Annotated in this window: 25 protein-coding genes; 14 read left to right on the forward strand and 11 right to left on the reverse strand. The window is 72.6% G+C overall.

What is annotated here, in order from left to right; translation table 11 throughout:
• The first annotated feature begins 123 nt into the window (after positions 1–123).
• The 3 genes from OG861_RS12155 to OG861_RS12165 all read left to right on the forward strand — a co-directional run bounded on the left by OG861_RS12155 (position 124) and on the right by OG861_RS12165 (position 3157).
• Positions 124–561: a gamma-glutamylcyclotransferase gene (locus tag OG861_RS12155; protein ID WP_030231145.1), complete on the forward strand. Its 438-nt coding sequence runs from the start codon at positions 124–126 to the stop codon at positions 559–561.
• 111 nt (positions 562–672) lie between these two features.
• On the forward strand, positions 673–1479 hold the full coding sequence (locus OG861_RS12160; protein WP_329197751.1) for a purine-nucleoside phosphorylase: 807 nt from the start codon (positions 673–675) through the stop codon (positions 1477–1479).
• A gap of 37 nt (positions 1480–1516) precedes the next feature.
• Positions 1517–3157 (forward strand): phospho-sugar mutase, encoded by a 1641-nt coding sequence (locus OG861_RS12165; protein ID WP_329202403.1) that lies wholly within the window; start codon positions 1517–1519, stop codon positions 3155–3157.
• 157 nt (positions 3158–3314) lie between these two features.
• Here OG861_RS12165 and OG861_RS12170 read toward each other — a convergent pair whose 3' ends face one another.
• The 3 genes from OG861_RS12170 to afsQ1 are packed head-to-tail and all read right to left on the reverse strand — an operon-like array spanning position 3315 to position 6137.
• Complete coding sequence (locus OG861_RS12170) at positions 3315–3980, reverse strand: hypothetical protein (protein WP_329197750.1); 666 nt, start codon at positions 3978–3980, stop codon at positions 3315–3317.
• Entirely contained in the window at positions 3970–5463 is a 1494-nt protein-coding gene (locus tag OG861_RS12175) for a sensor histidine kinase (RefSeq protein WP_329197749.1), read from the reverse strand. Before OG861_RS12175 ends, OG861_RS12170 begins: the two co-directional genes overlap by 11 nt.
• Entirely contained in the window at positions 5460–6137 is a 678-nt protein-coding gene (gene afsQ1 / locus OG861_RS12180) for a two-component system response regulator AfsQ1 (protein ID WP_329197748.1), read from the reverse strand. The genes OG861_RS12175 and afsQ1 overlap by 4 nt, the downstream gene beginning before the upstream one ends.
• Positions 6138–6307: 170 nt before the next feature.
• Here afsQ1 and OG861_RS12185 point away from each other — a divergent pair, with 170 nt between their 5' ends.
• Positions 6308–7000 carry a SigE family RNA polymerase sigma factor gene (locus OG861_RS12185; RefSeq protein ID WP_329197746.1) on the forward strand — a complete coding sequence of 231 codons (693 nt, stop codon included), beginning with the start codon at positions 6308–6310 and terminating at the stop codon, positions 6998–7000.
• A 645-nt stretch (positions 7001–7645) separates the two neighbouring features.
• Here OG861_RS12185 and OG861_RS12190 read toward each other — a convergent pair.
• The gene (locus OG861_RS12190) at positions 7646–8278 is read right to left on the reverse strand and encodes a uridine kinase family protein (RefSeq protein ID WP_329197744.1); all 633 of its coding nucleotides are present in this window, start codon (positions 8276–8278) and stop codon (positions 7646–7648) included.
• Positions 8279–8483: 205 nt separating this feature from the next.
• Here OG861_RS12190 and OG861_RS12195 point away from each other — a divergent pair, with 205 nt between their 5' ends.
• Positions 8484–8834, forward strand: a complete 351-nt coding sequence (locus tag OG861_RS12195) for a hypothetical protein (protein ID WP_329197742.1) — start codon at positions 8484–8486, stop codon at positions 8832–8834.
• A gap of 54 nt (positions 8835–8888) precedes the next feature.
• On the opposite strand, the gene OG861_RS12200 is transcribed toward OG861_RS12195, so the two are convergent.
• From OG861_RS12200 to deoC, 3 genes are read right to left on the reverse strand one after another with little or no spacing between them, the layout of a single operon-like run.
• The gene (locus OG861_RS12200) at positions 8889–9785 is read right to left on the reverse strand and encodes an aldehyde dehydrogenase family protein (RefSeq protein WP_329197740.1); all 897 of its coding nucleotides are present in this window, start codon (positions 9783–9785) and stop codon (positions 8889–8891) included.
• Entirely contained in the window at positions 9778–11220 is a 1443-nt protein-coding gene (locus OG861_RS12205; RefSeq protein ID WP_329197737.1) for an aldehyde dehydrogenase family protein, read from the reverse strand. The genes OG861_RS12200 and OG861_RS12205 overlap by 8 nt, the downstream gene beginning before the upstream one ends.
• Before the next feature lie 7 nt (positions 11221–11227).
• On the reverse strand, positions 11228–12190 hold the full coding sequence (deoC, locus tag OG861_RS12210; RefSeq protein ID WP_329202401.1) for a deoxyribose-phosphate aldolase: 963 nt from the start codon (positions 12188–12190) through the stop codon (positions 11228–11230).
• A gap of 308 nt (positions 12191–12498) precedes the next feature.
• On the opposite strand from deoC, the gene OG861_RS12215 reads away from it, so the two are divergent.
• From OG861_RS12215 to OG861_RS12235, 5 genes are all read left to right on the forward strand, one after another.
• Positions 12499–13503, forward strand: coding sequence for a hypothetical protein (locus tag OG861_RS12215; RefSeq protein WP_330261701.1), 1005 nt, complete (start codon positions 12499–12501; stop codon positions 13501–13503).
• Positions 13504–13585: 82 nt separating this feature from the next.
• Complete coding sequence (locus OG861_RS12220; RefSeq protein ID WP_329197734.1) at positions 13586–14191, forward strand: class F sortase; 606 nt, start codon at positions 13586–13588, stop codon at positions 14189–14191.
• Positions 14192–14216: 25 nt separating this feature from the next.
• A complete protein-coding gene (locus OG861_RS12225) occupies positions 14217–14846 on the forward strand; it encodes a PH domain-containing protein (protein WP_329197733.1) in 630 nt (209 codons plus the stop codon).
• Between the two features lie 63 nt (positions 14847–14909).
• Positions 14910–15470, forward strand: coding sequence for a VanZ family protein (locus OG861_RS12230; protein WP_329197731.1), 561 nt, complete (start codon positions 14910–14912; stop codon positions 15468–15470).
• Between the two features lie 42 nt (positions 15471–15512).
• On the forward strand, positions 15513–15725 hold the full coding sequence (locus OG861_RS12235) for a PspC domain-containing protein (RefSeq protein ID WP_329197729.1): 213 nt from the start codon (positions 15513–15515) through the stop codon (positions 15723–15725).
• Between the two features lie 26 nt (positions 15726–15751).
• Here the strand turns inward: OG861_RS12235 and OG861_RS12240 are convergent, their stop codons facing one another.
• The 3 genes from OG861_RS12240 to OG861_RS12250 form a co-directional block, all read right to left on the reverse strand.
• Complete coding sequence (locus OG861_RS12240) at positions 15752–16528, reverse strand: hypothetical protein (protein WP_329197727.1); 777 nt, start codon at positions 16526–16528, stop codon at positions 15752–15754.
• 154 nt (positions 16529–16682) lie between these two features.
• Entirely contained in the window at positions 16683–16946 is a 264-nt protein-coding gene (locus tag OG861_RS12245; RefSeq protein ID WP_190183124.1) for a hypothetical protein, read from the reverse strand.
• Positions 16947–17084: 138 nt separating this feature from the next.
• Positions 17085–18233 carry an adenosine deaminase gene (locus tag OG861_RS12250; RefSeq protein WP_329197724.1) on the reverse strand — a complete coding sequence of 383 codons (1149 nt, stop codon included), beginning with the start codon at positions 18231–18233 and terminating at the stop codon, positions 17085–17087.
• Between the two features lie 114 nt (positions 18234–18347).
• Here OG861_RS12250 and OG861_RS12255 point away from each other — a divergent pair, with 114 nt between their 5' ends.
• The 3 genes from OG861_RS12255 (at position 18348) to OG861_RS12265 (ending at position 20844) form a co-directional block, all read left to right on the forward strand.
• Positions 18348–19061 carry an alpha/beta hydrolase gene (locus OG861_RS12255; RefSeq protein ID WP_329197722.1) on the forward strand — a complete coding sequence of 238 codons (714 nt, stop codon included), beginning with the start codon at positions 18348–18350 and terminating at the stop codon, positions 19059–19061.
• Between the two features lie 92 nt (positions 19062–19153).
• Positions 19154–19522: a cupin domain-containing protein gene (locus tag OG861_RS12260; protein ID WP_329197720.1), complete on the forward strand. Its 369-nt coding sequence runs from the start codon at positions 19154–19156 to the stop codon at positions 19520–19522.
• Positions 19523–20151: 629 nt separating this feature from the next.
• Positions 20152–20844: a helix-turn-helix transcriptional regulator gene (locus OG861_RS12265; protein WP_330261702.1), complete on the forward strand. Its 693-nt coding sequence runs from the start codon at positions 20152–20154 to the stop codon at positions 20842–20844.
• Here OG861_RS12265 and OG861_RS12270 read toward each other — a convergent pair.
• The gene (locus OG861_RS12270) at positions 20795–21721 is read right to left on the reverse strand and encodes a LysR family transcriptional regulator (RefSeq protein ID WP_329197716.1); all 927 of its coding nucleotides are present in this window, start codon (positions 21719–21721) and stop codon (positions 20795–20797) included. The two genes, OG861_RS12265 and OG861_RS12270, sit on opposite strands and share 50 nt — an antisense overlap.
• A 99-nt stretch (positions 21722–21820) precedes the next feature.
• Between OG861_RS12270 and OG861_RS12275 the strand changes: the two genes are divergently transcribed.
• The gene (locus OG861_RS12275; RefSeq protein WP_329197714.1) at positions 21821–23101 is read left to right on the forward strand and encodes an MFS transporter; all 1281 of its coding nucleotides are present in this window, start codon (positions 21821–21823) and stop codon (positions 23099–23101) included.
• Positions 23102–23217 lie beyond the last annotated feature (116 nt).

A 23217-nucleotide genomic window follows, 5' to 3' on the forward strand; every position in this document is an offset into this window, starting at 1 on the left:
ACGCTTCAAGGTGCTTCACGCCCGGTCCCGCCGTCGGCTCCGCCGAACCGGTCATCCCGTGGCCGGCCCCCGGTCATCCGCCTGGCACGCCGCCCGGGCCGCCCCTCCCGTACCCTCGACCTCATGTCGCTCTACGCCGCGTACGCCGGCAACCTCGACCCGCGGCTGATGACGCGCCGCGCTCCGCATTCGCCGCTGCGCGGCACGGGCTGGATCAACGACTGGCGGCTGACCTTCGGCGGCGAGCAGATGGGCTGGGAGGGTGCCCTCGCCACGATCGTCGAAGCGCCGCGCCATCAGGTCTTCGTGGCGCTGTACGACATCGCGCCGCTCGACGAGGACTCGATGGACCGGTGGGAGGGCGTCGGGCTCGACATCTACCGCCGGATGCGGATCCGGGTGCACACCCTGGACGGCGAGGAGGCCGCCTGGGTGTACGTCCTGAACGGCTACGAGGGCGGTCTGCCCTCGGCGCGCTACCTCGGCGAGATCGCGGACGCGGCCGAGTCGGCGGGCGCGCCGCACGACTACGTGATGGAACTGCGCAAGCGCCCCTGCTGAGGCCCTTCCGCCCGGCAGGTGCCATTTCGGCGGAAACGACAAGGCAACGATCCGAACACCGTGACCTGTGCCATCTACGCGCGTAGGCCAGGAACGGTTACGCTCGTCAGCGTGAACGCATCTGTTACCGACCCCTTCGCCGACGCCACCGCCGCGGCCGCCCGCCTGCGGGAGCTGACCGGCGCCGAAACCCACGATGTCGCCCTCGTCATGGGCTCCGGCTGGGCCCCCGCCGCAGAGGCGCTCGGTGCGCCCGAGGCCGAGTTCCCGGTCACCGAGCTGCCCGGCTTCCCGCCGCCCGCCGTGGAGGGCCACGGCGGCAAGATCCGCTCGTACAAGATCGGCGACAAGCGCGCGCTGCTCTTCCTCGGCCGGACCCACTTCTACGAGGGCCGCGGCGTCGCCGCCGTCGCCCACGGCGTCCGTACCGCCGTCGCCGCCGGCTGCAAGACCGTCGTGCTGACCAACGGCTGCGGCGGCCTGCGCGAGGGCATGAAGCCCGGCCAGCCGGTCCTGATCAGCGACCACCTCAACCTGACGGCCACCTCGCCGATCGTCGGCGCCAACTTCGTGGACCTCACCGACCTCTACTCGCCGCGCCTGCGCGCGCTGTGCAAGGAGATCGACGAGACCCTCGAAGAAGGCGTCTACGTCCAGTTCCCCGGCCCGCACTACGAGACCCCGGCCGAGATCAACATGATCCGCGTCATGGGCGCGGACCTGGTCGGCATGTCCACCGTCCTGGAGGCCATCGCCGCCCGTGAGGCCGGCGCCGAGGTGCTGGGCATCTCCCTGGTCACCAACCTGGCGGCGGGCCTGTCCGGCGAGCCGCTGAACCACGAAGAGGTGCTCCAGGCCGGCCGTGACTCGGCCTCGCGCATGGGCAAGCTGCTGACCCAGGTCCTCGCCCGCATCTGAGGACCGTACGAGAGGTAAGGCGGAAGTAGTGCAGGAAGTGCAGGACGACCTGATCACCCGGGCCCGGGCGTGGCTGGCCGAGGACCCGGACCCGCAGACGGCGGCCGAACTGGGCGAGCTCATCGAGGCCGGCGACACGGCGGAACTCGCCGACCGCTTCTCCGGCATGCTGCAGTTCGGCACCGCCGGACTCCGCGGCGAGCTGGGCGCGGGCCCGATGCGGATGAACCGCGCCGTGGTCATCCGGGCCGCGGCGGGCCTCGCCGCCTACCTCAAGGCCCAGGGCCACGCCGGCGGCCTGGTCGTCGTCGGCTACGACGCGCGGTACAAGTCGGCGGACTTCGCCCGTGACACCGCGGCCGTCATGACCGGCGCCGGTCTGCGCGCGGCCGTCCTGCCCCGCCCCCTGCCGACGCCCGTCCTCGCGTACGCCATAAGGCACCTGGGCGCCGTCGCCGGCGTCGAGGTGACCGCGAGCCACAACCCGCCCCGGGACAACGGCTACAAGGTCTACCTCGGCGACGGCTCCCAGATCGTCTCCCCGGCGGACGCCGAGATCGCTGCGGAGATCGAGCGGATCACCACCCTCGACTCCGTGCCCCGCCCCGAGTCCGGCTGGGAAGACCTCGGCGACGAGGTCCTGGAGGCCTACCTGGCGCGTACGGACGCCGTCCTGACCCCCGGCTCCCCCCGGGGCGTGCGGACCGTCTACACGGCCATGCACGGCGTCGGCAAGGACGTCGTGATGGCCGCCTTCGCCCGGCACGGCTTCCCCACCCCGGTCCTGGTGGCCGAGCAGGCGGAACCGGACCCGGCCTTCCCGACGGTCGCCTTCCCCAACCCGGAGGAGCCGGGCGCGATGGACCTGTCCTTCGCGAAGGCGGCCGAGGTGAACCCGGACATCGTCATCGCCAACGACCCGGACGCCGACCGCTGCGCGGTGGCGGTCCCGGACGACGGCGCCTGGCGGATGCTCCGCGGCGACGAGGTCGGCGCGCTCCTGGCCGCCCACCTGGTCCACAAGGGCGCCCGCGGCGTCTTCGCCGAGTCCATCGTCTCCTCCAGCCTCCTGGGCCGGATCGCGGACGCGGCGGGCCTCCCCTACGAGGAGACGCTCACCGGCTTCAAGTGGATCTCCCGCGTCGAGGGCCTGCGCTACGGCTACGAGGAGGCGCTCGGCTACTGCGTGGACCCCGAGGGCGTCCGCGACAAGGACGGCATCACCGCCGCCCTCCTGATCGCCGAACTCGCCTCGGAGCTCAAGGAGCAGGGCCGCACCCTGAGCGACCTGCTGGACGACCTGGCGATGGCCCACGGCCTGCACGCCACCGACCAGCTGTCGGTACGGGTCTCGGACCTGTCGGTCATCGCCTCCGCCATGGCCGCCCTGCGCGCGCAGCCTCCGGTGTCCCTGGCGGGCCTGCGGGTCACCTCGGCGGAGGACCTCAGCCACGGCACGCAGTCCCTGCCCCCCACGGACGGCCTGCGCTACTACCTGGAGGGCGACTACCGGGCCCGCGTGATCGTCCGCCCGTCGGGCACGGAGCCGAAGCTCAAGTGCTACCTGGAGGTCGTGGTCCCGGTCTCCGAGGCCTCCGACCTCACCTCGTCCCGCACCCGCGGCCAGGAGATCCTCGACGCCGTCAAGAAGGACCTCTCCGCCGCGATGGGCCTCTAGCCCCTCTCGTCCGGATCCTGCCTGACCGGCACGATCCGGAAGAGACGGCCCAGCCCGAAGAGCCCCGCCCACCGGGCGGGGCTCTTCCACGTGCACACGGTCCCACCGGCGAGGACCGGACACCCACCCACCGGGCCGGGGACGGGTGGGGCCCGCCTCAGGACGCGCTCGGCGTCGGTCTCACCACGTCCCCCAGCGTCGGCACCGACTCCGGCCTGGAGCGGACGGCGTCACTGCACTCCCACGCCCTCGGCGGATCCGCATCCGGCCCGCCCAGAACCACCGGCCCCGGCCCCGCCGACACCGCCTCGCTCTCCGCCAGCGTGCACACGATCTGCGACAGCGCCACCGGCGGAAGGTCCTCCGGCTTGCGGCTCAGCCGCACCGTCCCCGCCGGGTCACCCGGCCGCGTCGGCGCCGCCGAGAGCCCGTCCGGCACCCCGGTGGTGAATCCGGCGTCCCGCTCCTGCGCCGACGGCTCCCGCTCCAGCGCCTCCAGCAGCGCCTGCGCCGCCAGCACCACCGGGTCGCGCGCCGGCCGCTTCTCGGGCACGGGGACCACCCGTTCCACGCCCACCAACTGCGACCCGCACACCAGCTCCACCGTGGCCCGGAACCCCGGCACCCCGCTCGGCTGCTGCCCGCTCGGCTGCGCCGGGGTGTCGCACGACACCCGCGACGGCGCCGCGCCCACGTCCACCGGCACGGTCGTCGCCCGGATCCCGCAGCCCCCCGCGCCGACCGCCGTCACGGCCGCCACCAGCAGCAGCCCCGTCATCCGCACCGCGCCACGTACCGTGCCGCGCCCCGCCCTACGCCTCACCGGCGATCACCTTCCCCACGTCCACCGGCAGCCGCAGTGTGAACAGCGCCCCGCCCCCGCTGCCGTTGGCGGCCGTGATGTCGCCGCCGTGGATGTGCGCGTTCTCCCTCGCGATGGACAGGCCCAGCCCGCTCCCGTCCGACTTCGGCCGGGACGCGCTCGCCTTGTAGAACCGGTCGAAGACGTGCGGCAGCACCTCCTCCGGAATGCCCGGACCGTTGTCCTTGACCGCGATCAGCAGCCACTCCCCCTCCACCCGCACCGACACCCGCACCGGCGAGCCGCCGTGCTTGAGCGCGTTGCCGATGAGGTTGGCCAGGATCACGTCGAGCCGCCGCGGGTCCAGCCGCACCACGATCCCGCGCTCCGCGTCGAGTTCCACGGCGTCGAGCCACGCCCGCGCGTCGATGCAGGCCGTGACCTGGTCGGCGACGTCCACGTCGTCCAGTACGAGGCGCGCCGTCCCCGCGTCGAAGCGGGTGACCTCCATCAGGTTCTCCACCAGGTCGTTCAGCCGCCGGGTCTCGCTGACCACCAGCGCCACCGCCGGTGCGATCATCGGATCGAGGTCGTCGACCTCCTCCTCCAGCACCTCGGCGACCGCCGTCAACGCCGTCAGCGGCGTCCGCAGTTCGTGCGACATGTCCGCGACGAAGCGCCGACTGGCCTCCTCCCGGGCGCTCATGTCGGCGACCTTCTTCTCCAGCGCCTCCGCCGTCTTGTTGAAGGTGTGCGACAGGTCGGCGAGCTCGTCGGTCCCCGACACGTCGAGCCGGTGGTCCAGTTCGCCCTCCCCGAGCCGCCGCGCCGCGTCCCCCAGCCGTTGTACGGGCTTGAGCACGGTCCGGGCGGCGGCCTGCGCCAGCAGCGCGGAGCCGAGCAGCGCGAGACCCGTCGCGATGGTCAGCGACCAGCCCAGCGCGTTGAGGTCGTCGCGTTCCTGCGCGAGCGACTTGTACATGTAACCCGTCGGGCCGCCGCCCACGATCCGTGTCCCGCCCACCAGGTACGGGTTGCCGCGCGGCTTCGTGCGCTGCCAGTACATGTGGTACTCGGCGTCGTTGGCGGCCGTCGTCTTCTGTCGGTCGTTCACTGCGTGCTGGAGGGATGCGGGTACGTCGTCCAGCCCGAAGGAGTCGGGGCCGGCCGCGCCGAACACCTTGCGGCCGTTCTTGAGTTCGTCCACCAGCAGCACGCTGTACCCGGGGCTGCTGCCCGCCATCAGCTCGGCGGTGCGCTGCAACTCCTCGGGGGTCGGGTCGGCGGGCAGCGCCGCGGCCCGGTTCTGCATCTCCTGCCGGAAGTCGCCGAGGGCCGCGTCCTGGGTACGGGTGAGCACCGCCTCGCGGTTGAGCCAGTAGGCGATCCCGGAGGCGGACACGGCGGCCGTCAGCGCGACGAGGGCGAACACGACGAGGAGCCGCAGCCGCAGACTGGTCCAGCGCCGGCCCGCGAACACGCCCCGCACGAACTGCTTGGTCACTGCGGGGAGTCCAGGCGGTAGCCGACGCCGCGGACCGTACGGATCAGCGTGGGCGAGGACGGGACCTCCTCGACCTTCGCGCGCAGCCGCTGCACGCAGGCGTCGACGAGGCGCGAGTCACCGAGGTAGTCGTGCTCCCAGACCAGGCGCAGCAACTGCTGCCGCGACAGGGCCTGGCCGGGCCTGCGGCTGAGCTCCAGCAGCAGGCGCAGCTCGGTCGGGGTGAGTTGGAGGTCGTCGCCGTTCTTCGTCACCGTCATGGCGGCGCGGTCGATGACCAGGGACCCGAACACGGCGGAGTCACTGGCCTCGCGTTCGCCGCGGCGCAGCACGGCCCGGATCCGGGCGTCGAGCACCCGGCCCTGGACGGGTTTGACAACGTAGTCATCGGCTCCGGACTCCAGCCCGACCACCACGTCGATGTCGTCGCTGCGCGCGGTCAGCAAGATGATCGGCAGCTGGTCGGTGCGCCGGATCCGCCGGCACACCTCGAAGCCGTCGATCCCGGGCAGCATCACGTCCAGCACGATCAGGTCCGGCCGCTGCTCGCGCAGCAGTTTCAGGCCGTCCTCGCCCGTCGCCGCGGTGGCCACACGGTGGCCCTGGCGGGACAGGGAGAGTTCGAGGGCCGTGCGGATGGCGTCGTCGTCCTCGATCAGCAACAGGAAAGGCACGGGCTCATTCTGTCCCATCGGCCGTCGGGACTCGACCGTCCGTCGTACGGGGACGCGGACGCGGGCCGCTGTGACAGGGCTGTGACAGTCGCAGGACACCGCGGTTAAGTCGGCGGGGCAGGCTTCTACCAGAGACGGACCGAAGCAGACTCCACGACGGGGGGCGCGAGATGAACACGCTGCACAGCACCACGACCAGCGCGGTCGTCACGCGGCTGCACGATGCGAACCGCCGGGCGGGTGTCCGTACGGCGACGGTCGCCCGTCAGCGGCCGACGCATCCTGTAGCCATTGACGCGAACACGTACCAGGCGGTTCCCGCCCCGCGACTTCCTTCCGCCTCGGAGGCGGAATTCACGGCGTACGTGCAGGAACGCCGGGCCGCGCTGTACGCGACGGCGTTCCACCTCACCGGCGACCGGTACGAGGCGGAGGACCTGCTGCAGAGCGCGCTGTTCTCGACGTACCGGGCGTGGGACCGGATCAGCGACAAGGCGGCCGTCGGCGGGTACCTGCGGCGCACGATGACGAACCTGCACATCAGCGCGTGGCGTCGGCGGAAGCTGAACGAGTACCCGACGGAGGAGCTGCCGGAGACGGCCTCGGACACGGACGCGATGCGGGGTACGGAGCTGCGGGCGGTGCTGTGGCAGGCGCTGGCCCGGATCCCGGAGCCGCAGCGGACGATGCTGGTGCTGCGGTACTACGAGGGCCGCACGGACCCGGAGATCGCGGAGATCCTGGGCATCAGCGTCGGCACGGTGAAGTCCAGCATCTGGCGGTCGCTGCGGCGGCTGCGCGAGGACGACGCCCTGAGCTTCGGCCGGGACGAGGCGGAGTCCTTCGGGGAGCTCGTCGCCTGACGAAGACCATCGGGCCGAGGGGGCCCGTCCTACGGGGGTGGGGCGGGGGCCGCGGGGGGAAGAGGCGGGATCAAGCGGTCGGGGGTCCGCATGATCCCGCCTCTTCGCATGCGCGGCGACGTTCGGGGCGCGGATCCGGGCCTCACGGGGCGACCCCGGCCAACCCCAGCCCCGTCGGCGTTTGAGGCGCGGGGTCTGGGGCCTCACCGGGCCAACCCCGGCCAACCCCAGCCCCGCCGGCGTTTGAGGCGCGGGGTCGGGGGCGGAGCCCCAGGAAACCCGGCTCCGCCGGGCACCGGGCTCTGCCCGGACCCGCGCCTCAAACGCCGGCGAGGCTGAAAGTTACGCCCCCGGCACCGGGAAGCCAGGCCGGTGGGGCTGAAAGTTTGCCCCCGGCACCGGGAAGCCGAAGGCCGGTGGGGCTGGGTTGGCCCGGCCCGGCGCCCCGAACCCCAGCGGGGCTGGAGTTGGCCCGGTCCGCTCCTCAAACGCCCGCGAGGCTGCGAGTTGCGCCCCCGGCACCGGGAAGCCGAAGGCCGACGGGGCTGGTGCGGCGCGGCGGAGCCGTGAAGTGCACGGGGGCGCAGGCGCGAGGAGAACGCGGGCGGTGGCGCAGGGGGGCCGAGCAAACCCCCCGGCCAGGGGTTAGGCGGGGGCTGCCGTGCGGTGGCGGCCCGCCGCGCAGGCAGCCAGGCGGCCGAGCGCCTCGTCGCGGGCGCAGGCGTACGCGCCGAGCGCGGTGTGCCGGGCCACGATGCCCCGCTCCGCCCGCATCAGCCGCCAACCCCTGCGCAGCAGGAACGGCACCGACTTGCGCCCCTCGCGCAGATCCCGCGCCAGCCGCCGGCGGAACGTCGTCGACGGCCGCCCCCGCAGGCAGATCGCGTCCGCCAGCAGCCCCAGCTCCTGGCACCGGGCCACGATGTCGGCCGCGAAGATCCCCTCCGCGATGAACAGCGGCGTCCGGGCGATGTCCAGCGTCTCCGACCCCGTCCGCGAGGACGTCGCGATGGAGTACACCGGCACCTCGGTACGCCCCTCCCCGCACAGTTCCGCGATCGCGGCGACCGCCGCCTGCGCGTCCCACGACAGCGGCGAGTCCCAGTCGATGTCGGAGCTGCCCTCCACCAGCGGCAGCGTCGGGTCGTCGCCCTCCTTGTAGAAGTCGTCCAGGCGCAGCACGGGCAGGCCCGAGCGGGCCGCGAGCGAGGACTTGCCGGAGCCCGAGGGCCCGGTCAGCAGGACGACGCGCGTGGGGAGGGGGGAGGAGGAGCTCACGGGACACCAGTTTGAGTCCTCCCCCACGAAAAAACAAAAGGGGAGCTCCGGCCCACGCGCCCTGACGGCCCTACCGGTCCGTCAGGGGAGGAGGTCTCCACGAACGAGTGACCTCAGCGGCTCCGGGATCCGGCGGGTTGGTGTCCGGCACGCCACCTCAACTACGCTGCGTGCGCACGCGACTACGACCTCAGGCGGGATCCCCATGGCACGTCACGCAGCCCCCGGCAGCTCCACGCTGCGCTCCGCAGGCATCACGCTCTCCATGGCCGGTGCGGCCCTGGCCATGGCCGCCGGCGGCGCCCAGGCGGGCGAACTCTCCGTCCCGGCGGCCCTGGCCGGCGTCACCGACCCGATCGCGAACCTCAAGGTGAACCCGCTCGCCCACACCGGCGTGGACCCCCTCGACAACGGCGTGGGCACCAAGGTCGCGGACTTCCCGGCGGTCGGCACCACCATGGTCACCGGCATCCTGACCCAGGGCCCCTCGGTCGGTGAACTGCCCACCGCCGCCGCGGGCTCGCTCCTCGGCCCGCTGCTGCCCGGAGCGAAGTGACACGAAGGCCCCGGCAGCGCGGGGGACGCTGCCGGGGCCGGTTCGCGAGTGCCCCTAGTACGAGGAGCCGGACGCGCCCAGCGAACCCGTGGGGTGCCAGACCGTCTTGGTCTCCAGGAACGCCGTCATGCGCGACGTGCCCGGGTCGGCGGTCCAGTCGTCCACAGGCTGTGGACGCAGGACGCGCTTGAGGTTGTCGGCCGCGGCGATCTCCAGCTCCTTGGCAAGCGCCGCGCCGGCGCCCGCCAGGTCGATCGCGTTGACGTCCTGGTGGGACGCCAGGTGCGGGCCCATCTCGGCGGCCTTGCCGGACAGGATGTTGACCACGCCGCCGGGCAGGTCGGACGTCGCCAGCACCTCGCCCAGCGAGAGGGCGGGCAGCGGGGACTTCTCCGAGGCGATCACCACGACCGTGTTGCCCGTGGCGATGACCGGCGCGATCACCGAGACCAGGCCCAGGAACGACGAGTCCTGCGGGGCGACGACGGTGACGACACCGGTCGGCTCCGGCGTGGACAGGTTGAAGAACGGACCCGCGACCGGGTTGGCGGCTCCCACGACCTGGCCGATCTTGTCGGTCCAGCCCGCGTACCAGACCCAGCGGTCGATGGCCGCGTCCACGACGGCGGCGGCCTTCACCTTGGACAGGCCCTCCGCCTCGCGGACCTCGTGGACGAACTGCCCGCGGCGGCCCTCCAGCATCTCGGCGATGCGGTAGAGGATCTGGCCGCGGTTGTACGCGGTCGCGCCCGCCCAGCCGCCGAAGGCCTTGCGCGCGGCGACGACCGCGTCACGGGCGTCCTTGCGGGAGGACAGGGGGGCGTTGGCCAGCCACTTGCCGTTGGAGTCCGTCACCTCGTACACCCGGCCGCTCTCGGAGCGGGGGAACTTGCCCCCGACGTACAGCTTGTAGGTCTTGAAGACGTTCAGACGCGTGGTCGTCTCAGACATCGAGGTAAGCCTCCAGGCCGTGGCGACCGCCCTCGCGGCCGAAGCCCGACTCCTTGTAGCCGCCGAAGGGCGAGGTCGGGTCGAACTTGTTGAACGTGTTGGCCCACACCACACCCGCGCGGAGCTTGTTCGCGACCGCGAGGATGCGCGAGCCCTTCTCCGTCCAGATGCCGGCGGACAGGCCGTACTGGCTGTTGTTGGCCTTCGCCACGGCCTCGTCGGGCGTACGGAAGGTCAGTACGGACAGCACCGGGCCGAAGATCTCGTCGCGGGCGACGGTGTGCGCCTGGGTGACGTTGGTGAACAGCGTCGGGGCGAACCAGTAGCCGGAGGACGGCAGCTCGCACGCCGGGGACCAGCGCTCGGCGCCCTCGGCCTCGCCGGTGTCGGCGAGCGCGGTGATCCGGGCCAGCTGCTCGGCGGAGTTGATCGCGCCGATGTCGGTGTTCTTGTCGAGCGGGTCACCGAGGCGCAGCGTCGAGAGGCGGCGCTTGAGGGAGTCCAGCAGCTCGTCGTGGATCGACTCCTGGACCAGCAGGCGCGAGCCCGCGCAGCAGACCTGGCCCTGGTTGAAGAAGATGCCGGTGACGATGCCCTCGACGGCCTGGTCGATGGGGGCGTCGTCGAAGACGATGTTGGCGCCCTTGCCGCCCAGCTCCAGGGTGACCTTCTTGTCGGTGCCGGCGACGTGGCGGGCGATCTTCTTGCCCACCGCCGTGGAGCCGGTGAAGGCGACCTTGTTGACGTCGGGGTGCTCGACGAGGGCCGCGCCCGCGTCGCCGTACCCCGTGAGGATGTTGACGACGCCCTTGGGCAGACCGGCCTGGCGGCAGATGTCCGCGAAGAACAGGGCGGACAGCGGGGTGGTCTCGGCGGGCTTGAGGACGACCGTGTTGCCGGTGGCGAGCGCGGGGGCGATCTTCCACGCGAGCATCAGCAGCGGGAAGTTCCACGGGATGACCTGGCCGGCCACGCCGAGCGGGCGCGGGTTCGCGCCGTAGCCGGCGTGGTCGAGCTTGTCGGCCCAGCCCGCGTAGTAGAAGAAGTGCGCGGCGACCAGGGGGAGGTCCGCGTCGCGGGTCTCCTTGATCGGCTTGCCGTTGTCCAGGGTCTCCAGGACGGCCAGCTCGCGGCTGCGCTCCTGGATGATCCGGGCGATGCGGAAGAGGTACTTGGCGCGCTCGGAGCCCGGCAGCGCGGACCACTTCTCGAAGGCCTTGCGGGCGGCCTTGACGGCGCGGTCGACATCGGCGGCGCCGGCCTGGGCGACCTCGGAGAGGACTTCCTCGGACGACGGCGAGACGGTCTTGAAGACCTTGCCGTCGGCGGCGTCGGTGAACTCGCCGTCGATGAAGAGGCCGTAGGAGGGGGCGATGTCGACGACCGAGCGGGACTCGGGGGCCGGCGCGTACTCGAAGGGGGAAGGCTTGTTCATGAGGGTCTCAGTCCACCGTCACGTAGTCGGGACCGGAGTAACGCCCGGTGCTCAGCTTCTGGCGCTGCATCAGCAGGTCGTTGAGCAGGCTGGAGGCGCCGAAGCGGAACCAGTGGTTGCTCAGCCAGTCCTCGCCCACGGTCTCGTTGACCAGGACCAGGAACTTGATCGCGTCCTTGGTGGTGCGGATGCCGCCGGCCGGCTTCACGCCGATCTGGATTCCAGTCTGCTCCTTGAAGTCGCGTACGGCTTCGAGCATGAGCAGGGTGTTGGCGGGGGTGGCGTTGACGCCGACCTTGCCGGTGGAGGTCTTGATGAAGTCGGCGCCCGCGAGCATGCCGATCCAGGAGGCGCGGCGGATGTTGTCGTAGGTCGACAGCTCGCCGGTCTCGAAGATGACCTTCAGCCGGGCGGCGCTGCCGTCCTCTCGGACGCACGCCTCCTTGACGGCCTTGATCAGCTCGTACGTCTCCAGGTAGCGGCCGGCGAGGAAGGCGCCACGGTCGATGACCATGTCGATCTCGTCGGCGCCGGCGGCGACGGCGTCCCGGGTGTCCGCGAGCTTGACGGGCAGGGCGGCGCGGCCGGCCGGGAAGGCGGTCGCGACGGACGCCACCTTGACGTCGGCGCCGTTCAGGGCGGCCTTGGCGGTGGCCACCATGTCCGGGTAGACGCAGACCGCGGCGGTCATGGGCGTCGTCCGGTCGGTCGGGTCGGGGTTGACGGCCTTGGCGGAGAGCGCCCGCACCTTGCCCGGGGTGTCCGCACCCTCAAGCGTGGTCAGGTCGATCATCGAGATGGCCAGGTCGATGGCGTACGCCTTGGCCGTCGTCTTGATCGAGCGGGTGCCGAGGGAGGCCGCGCGGGCCTCCAGTCCGACTGCGTCTACGCCGGGCAGCCCGTGCAGGAAGCGGCGCAGCGCACTGTCGGACGTCGTCACGTCAGCGAATGCGGTGAGGGTGGTGGGCATGGTCACCAGATGAGCATATCTACGCGCGTAGCGACATGTCACCCCCCGCCGGTGCACATCTGTGCGCGGCCTCCCGCATCCGGGCACGGCGGGCGTCCGGCCGCAGACCACCCTGCGGACCGCTGACCTCCGCTTTTGCTGTTACACGGCACGGACACAAACCCCACCGTCCGGTCGCACAAGATCCGTAAATTTCTCTTCAGCAGCCCGCCAGACCTCACCGGATGAAAGCCTCGGCAGAGAACCCGTAGAGAAAAAGGGGCATGCGACTCTCCCACCTTCCCGCGACAATGCTTCCTGGAGTCGTTATGCGTTCCGCCCTCCGCACCTCGATCGTCACCGCCGCCCTCGCCGGCGCCCTGCTCGCGCCGGCCGCGACGGCGCTCGCCGCGCCCGCCCCGCAGACCACCGCCGGGGCCGCGGCAACCGGATCGGTGTCGGACGACGACCGCTACGCGGGCGAGCCGGTCTACATCGGCGAGGGCCTCGTCGCGGTGCTGCGCAACAAGGCCGAGGGCCCCGAGGCCTGGATCCGCGCCGTGGGCCCGGACTGGAAGCCGGGCGACGACTACATGGTCCGCGTGGTGGCGGTGGTGGACCGCACGCACCCGGCCCTGACGGCCGACGGGCTGCAGCTCAAGCTCACCAAGGCGGACACGGCCGCCCCGGTGCTCGTCGTCACCACGGACGGGGTGGCCAAGTCCTACCCGCTGCCGAAGGGCAGGACCGGCCCGGTGTGCGGGACCGAGGCCAAGCAGGTCGCCCTCGGCGGGGCCTTGCTCGCCGACGTGTCGATGTCCACCGCGGGCCCGGAGGTCACCATCCGGACGGACGTCACCGACAACTGGCGCCACCTGGACCGCACCTTCCCCGCGCTGCCCGCGTCCGACGGCATCATCGCCCGCATCGTCAACCCGAGCGGCGCCGCGCCCACCTTCGAGTGGAAGGCCCAGGGCGGTGACACGCCGCTCGGCCACACCTCCTTCCCGGCCCTGCCCAAGGGCTGCAAGCCGGACTACAAGGTCACGGAGGACCGGGGCGCCGACGAGCCCGCTCCGAAGCCCACCCCGTCCACCACCGCCACGGCCGCCGCCAAGCCGGCCACCCCGGTCAGCGTCAAGCCGGTGGCCGACGTGAAGCCGCAGACGGGTGCGCAGACCTCCGTCGTGCCCCAGGGCGGGGTCGCCGCCGGGGCCGAGATCGCCGCCGAGGACACCGGCAGCACCACCACGGCGGCCCTCGGCGCCGGGCTGGCAGCCGTCCTGGCCGCGATCGGGGCCGCCTTCCTGATCCGCCGCCGCGCCCAGCGCTGACGCGCACGGCACGTCCCTCCTCGTCCTGCCTCCGGCGGGCCACCTCGCGGTGGCCCGCCGGCCCTCGTTTCCCGGAGCCCCCATGACCCGCCGCGTCCGCCCGCTCCTGGCCGCCGCGCTCCTCGCCGCCGCCCTGACCGGCTGCGGCGGCGCCACCACCGCCGCTTCCGTCCCCGCCGCGCCGCCCGCCGTCACCCCCACGACCGCTCCCGCCGCTCCGGCGACGGCCGCACCCCTGCCCGCCTCCACGCCCGTACGCGTACGCATCCCCTCCGCCGGGGTGGACGCCTCCCCCGTGCTGCGGCTGGGCCTCGCCGCCGACGGCACCGTCGAGGTGCCCCCGGTCTCCGACGGGGACAAGATCGGCTGGTACACCAAGGGCGTCACCCCCGGCGAAACCGGTCCGGCCGTGCTGATCGGGCACTTCGACACGGCCCGCGGGCCCGGCGTGCTCAAGGACGTCTCGCGCGTCCGCACCGGCGACGAGGTCAGCGTCACCCGGGCCGACGGCAGCACCGCGGTCTTCCGGGTGCGCGAACTGGAACAGGTGGACAAGAAGACGTTCCCCACCGCCAAGGTGTACGGGGACACCACCCGCCCGGAGCTGCGCGTCATCACCTGCGGCGGCGAGCTCACCGACGGCCACCGGCCCGACAACATCATCCTGTACGCCGATCTCGTCGGCTGAGACGGCGTGAGGCAGAATCGGGCGCATGAGCAGCCAGCAGCCCGCCGACGGTCCGGTCTACGCCGATCGCGTCTACCGCTCGTCCCCGGCCGTCGTGACCGGGGTACTGACCCTCGCGCTGATCGTGTGGCTGTGCGGGGACGCCGTCGTGTTCGGGGACGGCAGCACGCGCTGGATCGGCCTGGCCGTCGCGCTGTGCGCCGTGCCGCTGACCGTCGCGTTCACCATCCGGCCGGCCGTCTTCGCCAACGACGACCGGATGCGGGTCCGCAACCCCTTCCGGGTCATCGAGCTGCCCTGGGCCTCCGTGGACGTGGTGCGCGCCGGGTACTCGGCGGAGGTACTGGCCGAGGGCGAGAAGTACCAGCTGTGGTCGGTCCCGGTGTCCCTGCGGGAGCGCAAGAAGGCGCAGCGCCGGCAGGGCCGGGGCGTCGGGGCGGCCACCGGGGCGGCGCAGCCGGCGTCGGGCGCGGCCGCCCAGGGCCCGCCGCGCGCCCTCGCCGACAAGGTCGTGGACGAGCTGCAGGAGCTGGCCGAACGCGGAGCGGCGCGCGAGGGTGCCCAGGGCCCGGTGAAGGTGCGGTGGTCGTACGAGGTCATCGCACCGGCCGCGGCGGGCGCGGTGCTGCTGATCGTGCTGCTGGCGCTGCGGTAGGTGGGTCCCGTCACACCGGAGCGGAGCGGAACCGCGGCCACCGGGGGCTGCGTCCTCCCAGGTGTGCAGCGTCATGAGGCAGGCGACAACGCCGCCACAGCCATCCACCTCCGGCTCCGGTTCCTCGGCGGGGCCCTGCTGGCCGCCCACCTCCTCCTCGTCGGCTGGCTGACCTTGCGGCCGCTGGACGTGCCCTGGGCGGCGGCCGCGAACCTGACACCGCTGGAGGGCATCCGGGCCGATCTGTCCTACGGGCCCCTGGAGGCGGCCCGGCGGATCGGCGGGGGGCTCGCCCTGTTGGCACCGCTCGGGGTGCTGCTGCCGCTGGCCGGCGGGCGGCTCGCCCGGTCACCGCTGGCGGCGTGGTCCTCGCTCGCCCGTGCGGGAGCCGCGGCCGCGCTGATCTCGCTGAGCATCGCGATGCTCCAGAGCGGGGTGCCGGGGCAGGTCGTCGACGTCGACTCGGTGCTGCTGAACACCGCCGGGGTGCTGCTGGTGCACGCGGCGGTGGTGCCGGCCCTGAGGGCCAGGCTGCGGCGCTCTCAGGGGCCCACCCCGAGAATTACCAGGGTCGACGTGAGCCCCTGGACCGAGGTCCTTTCGGCGGTTCCCCGCGAGTATTGAGGCATCGCAAGAAAGCGGTTCCCGGATACGAGGAGAAACCCCATGAGCGCGATTACCCGCCCCCGTGACGGACGGATGATCGGTGGTGTCTGCGCCGGTCTCGCGCGACGCTTCGGAATGCGGACACGGACGATGCGGATCATCTTCGTCCTGTCGTGCCTGCTGCCCGGCCCGCAGTTCCTGATCTACCTGGCGCTGTGGCTGCTGCTGCCCAACGACAAGCAGGGCGCGGGCTCGGCGCAGACCGCCTGGTAGCCGGCGCCCGGCAGCCGCGCGTCCGCTCAGCCCGCCTTGCGGACCTTTTCGAGCTGCTTGTCGGCCACCTCTTGCGGCAGCTGCGCCTTCTTCGCGGCATCGGCCACGTTGAGGGCCATCAGCCGCACGACGGTGGCGCCCTGGCGCACGACGACGAGGTGGACCTGCGCCGAGACGCCCCCGGCGACGGCGGTGGTGGTCCAGCTGACGTTCTCGTCGCCACCGGTCTTGTACGCGACGGGTTTCACGTCGCGGTAGCTGCCGGTCTGCTTCTGGACGGTGGCGGAGAAGCCCGTACCGCATTCGGCGACGGCGTCGCGCAGCCGGTCCATCAGCCGCTTGGCGTCGGCTTCGGCGTAGGAGCTGACCGAGGCGGAGATCGCGAGGCCGACTTGCTTCTGCGAGCCGAGGCCCCGGTTGACGGTTTCCCGCGCGGCCGGGTCGGGCTTGTCGCCCATGACGTCGGCGAGGGGCTGGCAGGCCTTCCGGTCGGCCTGGGGCTGGCCGGAGGGGGCGTTGGGGTTCTTGCCCTGCGCGGAGATCTGGTAGCCGTCGAGGTCGCCCGGTTCCAGGGCGGAGCGCTCCAGCCTGCTCGCTGCGGCCTTGGGGGAGGCCGGGGCGGCGGAGCCGGCGGGGGGCGTGGCCGTGGCGCGCGGCGCTGCGGAGCCCTTCGCGTCGGGTGCCCCGCCGGATCCGTCCGCGGCGCCGCCGCATCCCGTGGCGGCGAGGAGCAGGGAGGGGAGCAGGGCGGCGCTCGCCGTCCACGTCCGCGTCCGTGCCGTGAACCGTGCCTTCATGCGCATGACCGAGACCCCAAACACTGTGCTCCGGCGGGCAGTTGCCGGTGATCGTGGCACACCGCGCGACGTGGCGCACACCTGGTCGAAAGGGTGTGCGCCACGGGTCCGCGCGTGCGGATGACGCGTGCGGATCACGCGTGCGGGCAGGGCCTGCGCGTCAGCTGCCGAGGTTGCTGAGCGGCACGCCGCCGAGGAGGCTGGTGACCGTACCGAGCGCCTCGCCCGGGTCGCTCGCGTCCCGGCCTTCCTTGGCACCCATGTGCTGCTGGCTGGTGAGCCCCTGGACGGCGCCGGTGGCGGTGCCCAGCGCGTCGGTCAGACCGACGGCCGGGACGGCGGCGGAGGCGGAACCGGCGGCGACGGCGGCGAAGGCGGCACCCAGGGCGGCGGCACCGAGCGTCTTGGCAGCTGACTTCTTCATCAAAATCGTCCTTGCGACGGGGAATTGAGCGGCTCCGCAAACTAGTCACTTCAAACCCCGGCCTGCAAACATCCTTAAATATGAGGAAGCGTCCGGGAATAACTCTTCCCGGACGCCCCACTCATGTCATGCCACGGCCTAAGCCGAGACGGATCCGCTGGTGGAAGCGGTCTGACGGAAGAGCCACTCGGACTTGAGCTCCGCATAGCCCGGCTTGATCACGTCGTTGATCATCGCCAGTCGTTCATCGAAAGGAATGAACGCGGACTTCATCGCATTGACGGTGAACCACTGCATGTCTTCCAGCGTGTAACCGAAAGTCTCGACCAGGTGCTCGAACTCGCGGCTCATGCTGGTACCGCTCATCAGCCGGTTGTCGGTGTTGACGGTCAGCCGGAAGTGCAGTTTGCGCAGCAGGCCGATCGGGTGCTCGGCGTACGAGGCGGCGGCGGCCGTCTGCAGGTTCGAGGTCGGGCACATCTCCAGGGGGATGCGCTTGTCCCGGACGTAGGACGCCAGACGGCCGAGCTTCACGGAGCCGTCGGCGGAGACCTCGATGTCGTCGATGATCTTCACGCCGTGACCCAGGCGGTCGGCGCCGCACCACTGCAGGGCCTGCCAGATCGACGGCAGGCCGAAGGCCTCGCCCGCGTGGATCGTGAAGTGGTTGTTCTCGCGCTTGAGGTACTCGAAGGCGTCGAGGTGGCGGGTGGGGGGGAACCCGGCCTCGGCGCCGGCGATGTCGAAGCCGACCACGCCGTTGTCGCGGTAGCGGTTGGCCAGCTCGGCGATCTCCAGGGCGCGGGCCGCGTGGCGCATCGCGGTCAGCAGGGCCCCGATGCGGATGCGGTGGCCGTTCGCCTTGGCGCGGCGCTCTCCCTCGCGGAAGCCGTCGTTCACCGCCTCGACGACCTCTTCGAGGGTCAGGCCGGCTTCCAGGTGCTGCTCGGGGGCGTAGCGGATCTCGGCGTACACGACGCCGTCCTCGGCCAGGTCCTCGGCGCACTCGGCGGCCACGCGGAAGAGCGCCGCCTTCGTCTGCATGACGGCGCAGGTGTGCGCGAACGTCTCCAGGTAGCGCGGCAGGGAGCCGGAGTCGGCGGCTTCCCGGAACCAGACGCCCAGCTTGTCGGCGTCGTTCTCGGGGAGGTTCTCGTAGCCGACCTCGCGGGCCAGCTCGATGATGGTCCCGGGGCGCAGGCCACCGTCGAGGTGGTCGTGGAGGAGCACCTTGGGGGCACGGCGGATCTGATCCGGGGTGGGCAGGTTCGGGGTGTCGCTCGTCATCTGGGCACTCTAGCTCCTACGCGCGTAGAGCGCGGGCTCGGCGTGAGCCGTCGATACGTAACAGTGACCGTACGGAGGGGTGGCGTACACCTGTCGGTCTGAGACTGTTCCGCCATGGCACAGCATGCGCCGCCGGCGCGCGGTGCCCGCCTCGGGCGGGCGGCCGGCGCGAACGGCTCGGTCTCGACGGTCAGTGGTGTGGTGCTCCTGCTTCCCGGGGGGTCCAGATTCTCCCCCGGTCCGGTGCGTCCGCTCGCGCGGGCGCTGGCCCGGGCGGGCGGGGCGCACGGCCTGGCCGCGCACCCGGTGCTGCACGGGACGGGCGCCCGCGAGGACGACGCCCGGTGGGCGGCGGACGAGGCGGTACGCAGGTACGGGGACGTGCCGGTCTGCCTGGCGGGGTACGACGCCGGCGGCCTGGCGGCCCTGCGGGCGGCCGGGCACGGGGCAGTGCAGGCGGTGCTGGCGCTGGCCCCCTCCACCGACGCGACGACGGACTCCCCGGAGCCGGTGAAGCAGCTGGCGGGGCGGCAGGTGCTGATCGTGCACGGGACCAACGACGGGCGCTGCGATCCGGAGTCGTCCTTCCTGCTGGCGGCGCGGGCGAAGAAGGCGAATCGTTCCACGTGCCGGTTCGAGGTGCATTCCGACGGGCACGGGCTGCGCGAGCACCAGGCGGAAGTGGTCGCCCTCGGGGTGGACTTCGTTCTGGGCGCGATGTTCTCGGGGCGGTACTCGCGGCCGGTGACGGACGCGCTCGCCGCGCCTCCGCCGCTGGGGCTGCGAATGCCGCTGGCCTCGGGTTTCGGGCGCTCGCTGCGGGGCTGAGCCACCCGGCCCCCAGCGCCGTCCGCGGGTAAAGTGGGAAATGGACTCGGGTGGTTGTCCTCGGGGGTTTCTTCCACGGGAGGTGACCGGGCATGGCCCAGATCCTGCGCAAGAACTTCGACGACGCGGACGAGACGCGTCCGTTCGAGGGCGGCATGGGCCGGCTGGACGTGATCCAGGCGGAGGGCGGGGCCATCGGCCGCGCGGTCTTCGAGCCCGGCTGGCGCTGGTCGGAGCACATCAAGCCGCTGGCCGGCACGGACAGCTGCCAGGCCGCGCACACCGGGTACGTGGTGAGCGGCCGGATGAAGGTCGTCATGGACGACGGCGCGAGCGAGGAGTACGGCCCCGGGGACCTCATGCAGATCGCGCCCGGGCACGACGCCTGGGTCGTGGGCGACGAGCGGGTGGTCGCCGTCGACTGGACGGGCTTCGGGGACTACGCGAAGTCGTCCGGCTGAGGCGCCTCCCCCACGACGGGCGACGCGCCGGACGCGACCGAGCCCGCCGATCCGCCCCCTCACGGTCGGAGGGCTGCGGCCCGTCCGGCGCGCCTTCCGCTGCTCTCCCCTGCGGCCCTTCCCCCTCGGGCCGCACCCCACTGTGCCGGTCCGGCATACGTCCCAGGGCCCCGGCCAGGCATCGTCTTGCCGCCTTGCGGGAATACGAGGGGTTTACAAATCCTCACCTACAGGGAGAAATTGGTCCATGCCGGCCGACGACCTCGAAGCGAGCGCCCGGGGCGACGGACTGAGCCCCGCCGCGCGGCGCCTGTACGCGTACGCCGTGGAGCGGCGCGACTTCGCGGCCGAGGAAGCCGCCGCTGCCCTGGGTGCGCGCGCCGGTACCGCCCTGACCGAGCTGGCCGCCGCCCACCTGCTCCAACGGGCTGCGGGTCCGGGCGCGGAGCGGTGGAGCGCGGTGGCGCCCCGGGCGGCCGCGGCCCGGGCCCTGGCCCCCTTGGCGCTGCTCGTCCGGGAGACGCACGACGAGATGGACCGGCTGCGCGGGCGGCTGGAGGAGCTGGTCCCGGCCTACGAGGCGGGGGCCGCGCAGCGGGACCCGGGCCGGCTCGGGGCACCTGGAGCTGGTGACCGACCTCGGGGCGGTACGGGGGCTGATCGCCGAGCTCGTTGCGGACGCCGAGTGCGAGTTGCTGACCTCGCAGCCCGGCGGGGGACGACCCCCGGAGTCACTGGAGGAGGCGATCGGGCGGGACGAGGCGCTGCTGGCGCGCGGGGTGCGGATGCGGACCGTCTACCAGCACACGGCCCGCTACTCGCGCCCGACGGCGGCCTACGTGGAGCGGGTGACGGCGCTGGGCGCGCAGGTCCGCACCCTGGGCGACGGGCTGATGCGGATGCTGGTCTTCGACGGCCACACGGGGCTGATGGAGGTGCCGGACCGCAGCGGGGCGGCGCTGGTGGTGCGCGAGCCGAACGTCGTGCACTTCATGAAGGCGGCGTTCGAACGGTCCTGGGTCGCGGCGGAGCCCTTCCCCGTGACGGTGGGTCCGGACGCGGCCCGTTCGCTGACGGACGAGCTGCGGCAGACGATCGTACGGCTGCTGGCGGAGGGGCTGGAGGACAAGGTGATCGCGCGCCGGCTCGGCATGTCGGAGCGGACCTGCCAACGGCACATCGCCGGGATCATGCGGGCGGTCGGGGCCAAGTCGCGCTTCCAGGCGGGGTACTTGCTGTCGGCCGAGCCCCGGGCGGGCGCGGGCGCCCCGCTCACGGCTCGGGAAGCAGCCGGCCCCTGCGGGACATCAGGAACCGCTTGAACTCCGCCACCGGCGGCGTGTCGGGGTGTCCGTCGAGCCAGGCGACGCCGATCTCGCGGACCGCGCGGGGCGCCGTCACCGTCAGCTCCACCACACCGGGCCGGGCCACGGCGGGCGGCGGCAGCAGGGCCACGCCGAGACCGGCCGCGACGAGACCGCGCAGGGTTTCCGCCTCCTCGCCCTCGAAGGCGACCCGCGGGGTGAACCCGGCTTCCGCGCACAGGTCGTCGGTGATGCGGCGCAGCCCGTAGCCGGGCTCCAGCGTGACGAAGGTTTCCTCGGCGGCCTCGGCGAGGCGGATGCGCTTGCGTCCCGCGAGGCGGTGGTCGTCGGGCACGACCAGGCGCAGCCGCTGTTCGTCGAGCCGGCGGGCCACCAGGTCGGGGGCGTCGGGGAGCGGGGAGGTCAGGCAGAGGTCGAGTTCCCCGGCCCGCAGCCGCTCCAGCATCGCCTCGCCGTAGTTCTGGACGAGGGAGAACCGGATCCTGGGGTGGTGGGCGCGGAAGGCGCGGATCAGGCCGGGCACGGTCTCGGAACCCAGGGTGTGCAGGAAGCCGAAGGCGACCTTGCCGGAGGCCGGGTCGGCGTCCTGCTGCACGGATTCGGCGGCGCGGGCGATCTCGCCGAGCGCCCGCTGGGCGGAGGCGAGGAAGGTGCGCCCGGCGGTGGTGAGGGCGACGGTGCGGCCCTTGCGGGCGAACAGCGTGACGGCCAGGTCCTGTTCGAGGCGGACCATGGCCCGGGACAGGGTGGACTGCGGCACGCCCAGTTCGTGCGCGGCGCGGGTGACGTGCTCGTGCCGGGCGACCGCGACGAAGTAGGCGAGCCGGGGGGCCAGCAGACTTGTCACGGGGATGTCTTCTTCGTAACGACTCATTGACATGCACCTCTCTGAGCTGTGTTGATGCATGAGTGGATCGATTATCGCGAATCTGTGCATTGGACGCATGAAACGGCCCGGGTCTACGGTCGGTACATGCCTCCCGCTCATACCGGGGCACCCGCCATCCCGGGTGCCTCCACCCCGTCGTCCCCCGCACCGCAGCCCCTCTCGCCCGGCCGCCCCGGCCACCGCCGGATGAGCTTCGCGCTCTTCGCCGCGGGACTGGCGACCTTCGCCCTCCTCTACTCCACGCAGGCGCTGCTGCCCGCGATCTCCGGTGACTTCGGCGTGACGGCCGGTCAGGCGAGCTGGACGGTGTCCGCCGCCACCGGCGCGCTCGCGCTGTTCGTCCTGCCGCTCAGCGCCCTGTCCGAGCGGTTCGGGCGGACCCGGATGATGACCTGCGCGATGGCCCTGGCCGTCGGGGTAGGCCTGCTCGTCCCGTTCGCCCCGAGCCTGGAGTGGCTGGTGGCGCTGCGCGCGGTCCAGGGCGCGGCGATCGCCGGCATCCCCGCCTCCGCGATGGCGTACCTCGCCGAGGAGGTCCGGCCCAAGGCGCTGGTCGGCGCGATCGGCCTGTTCGTGGCGGGCAACTCGATCGGCGGGATGAGCGGCCGGATCGTCACCGGCTGGGCGGCGCAGCTGTGGGGCTGGCGGGCCGGGCTGCTGACGGTCGGACTGATGGCGCTGGGCTGCGCGGTGGCGTTCGCGGTGCTGCTGCCCCGGGCGCGGTTCTTCCGGCCGGCGTCGCTGAACCCGCGCGCGGTGGGACGTACCGTCGCCGGGCACCTGCGCGATCCGCTGCTGCTGCGGCTGTACGGGATCGGCGCGCTGTTCATGACGGTGTTCGGGGCGGTGTACACGGTCATCGGGTACCGCCTGGTGGACGAGCCGTTCTCGCTGGGGCAGGGCGTCGTCGGGTCGGTGTTCCTGGTCTACCTGGTCGGTACGGTCTCCTCGGCGGCCGCGGGGCAGTTGGTGGCCCGGATAGGCCGGCGCGGCGCGCTGTACCTGGCGGTGACCACGACCGCGCTCGGGCTGCTGCTCTCGCTGGCGGACGCGCTGGCCGCCGTGCTGGCGGGCCTGGTGCTGATCACGGCCGGGTTCTTCGCGGGCCACGCGGTGGCCTCCGCGGCGGTGAGCCGGACCGCCACGTCGGGGCGTGCGCAGGCGTCGGCGCTCTACCAGTCGGCGTACTACCTCGGTTCGAGCGCGGGCGGCACCCTCGGCGCGCTGGCCTACCACGCCTCCGGGTGGGCGGCCACGGTCGGGATCGCGCTGGTGGCGGTGGTGGGCGTCGCGTCGATCACCCTGTACGGGTCGCGCGTGGCGCGCGCCGAGCGCCGCCTGACCTCCCTGGCCGCGATGCGCTGATACGACGTGCGATGCGCCGATACGACGGCGTGCCCACGCGCCCGTACGACATCGGTACGAGGTGATTTACGAAAGCCCGGAGCCCATCACGCTCCGGGCTCCGGCACGTTCGGCCC

Source organism: Streptomyces sp. NBC_00539, assembly GCF_036346105.1.
Classification (GTDB): Bacteria; Actinomycetota; Actinomycetes; order Streptomycetales; family Streptomycetaceae; genus Streptomyces.

Excerpts from the sequence above, each read along its gene's own strand:
- OG861_RS12155 (WP_030231145.1), top strand. The coding sequence starts at position 124 with ATGTCGCTCTACGCCGCGTACGCCGGCAACCTCGACCCGCGGCTGATG.
- OG861_RS12185 (WP_329197746.1), top strand. The coding sequence starts at position 6,308 with ATGAACACGCTGCACAGCACCACGACCAGCGCGGTCGTCACGCGGCTG.
- OG861_RS12195 (WP_329197742.1), top strand. The coding sequence starts at position 8,484 with ATGGCACGTCACGCAGCCCCCGGCAGCTCCACGCTGCGCTCCGCAGGC.
- OG861_RS12200 (WP_329197740.1), bottom strand. The coding sequence starts at position 9,785 with ATGTCTGAGACGACCACGCGTCTGAACGTCTTCAAGACCTACAAGCTG.
- OG861_RS12205 (WP_329197737.1), bottom strand. The coding sequence starts at position 11,220 with ATGAACAAGCCTTCCCCCTTCGAGTACGCGCCGGCCCCCGAGTCCCGC.
- deoC (WP_329202401.1), bottom strand. The coding sequence starts at position 12,190 with ATGCCCACCACCCTCACCGCATTCGCTGACGTGACGACGTCCGACAGT.
- OG861_RS12215 (WP_330261701.1), top strand. The coding sequence starts at position 12,499 with ATGCGTTCCGCCCTCCGCACCTCGATCGTCACCGCCGCCCTCGCCGGC.
- OG861_RS12220 (WP_329197734.1), top strand. The coding sequence starts at position 13,586 with ATGACCCGCCGCGTCCGCCCGCTCCTGGCCGCCGCGCTCCTCGCCGCC.
- OG861_RS12225 (WP_329197733.1), top strand. The coding sequence starts at position 14,217 with ATGAGCAGCCAGCAGCCCGCCGACGGTCCGGTCTACGCCGATCGCGTC.
- OG861_RS12235 (WP_329197729.1), top strand. The coding sequence starts at position 15,513 with ATGAGCGCGATTACCCGCCCCCGTGACGGACGGATGATCGGTGGTGTC.
- OG861_RS12240 (WP_329197727.1), bottom strand. The coding sequence starts at position 16,528 with ATGCGCATGAAGGCACGGTTCACGGCACGGACGCGGACGTGGACGGCG.
- OG861_RS12245 (WP_190183124.1), bottom strand. The coding sequence starts at position 16,946 with ATGAAGAAGTCAGCTGCCAAGACGCTCGGTGCCGCCGCCCTGGGTGCC.
- OG861_RS12250 (WP_329197724.1), bottom strand. The coding sequence starts at position 18,233 with ATGACGAGCGACACCCCGAACCTGCCCACCCCGGATCAGATCCGCCGT.
- OG861_RS12255 (WP_329197722.1), top strand. The coding sequence starts at position 18,348 with ATGGCACAGCATGCGCCGCCGGCGCGCGGTGCCCGCCTCGGGCGGGCG.
- OG861_RS12260 (WP_329197720.1), top strand. The coding sequence starts at position 19,154 with ATGGCCCAGATCCTGCGCAAGAACTTCGACGACGCGGACGAGACGCGT.
- OG861_RS12270 (WP_329197716.1), bottom strand. The coding sequence starts at position 21,721 with ATGAGTCGTTACGAAGAAGACATCCCCGTGACAAGTCTGCTGGCCCCC.
- OG861_RS12275 (WP_329197714.1), top strand. The coding sequence starts at position 21,821 with ATGCCTCCCGCTCATACCGGGGCACCCGCCATCCCGGGTGCCTCCACC.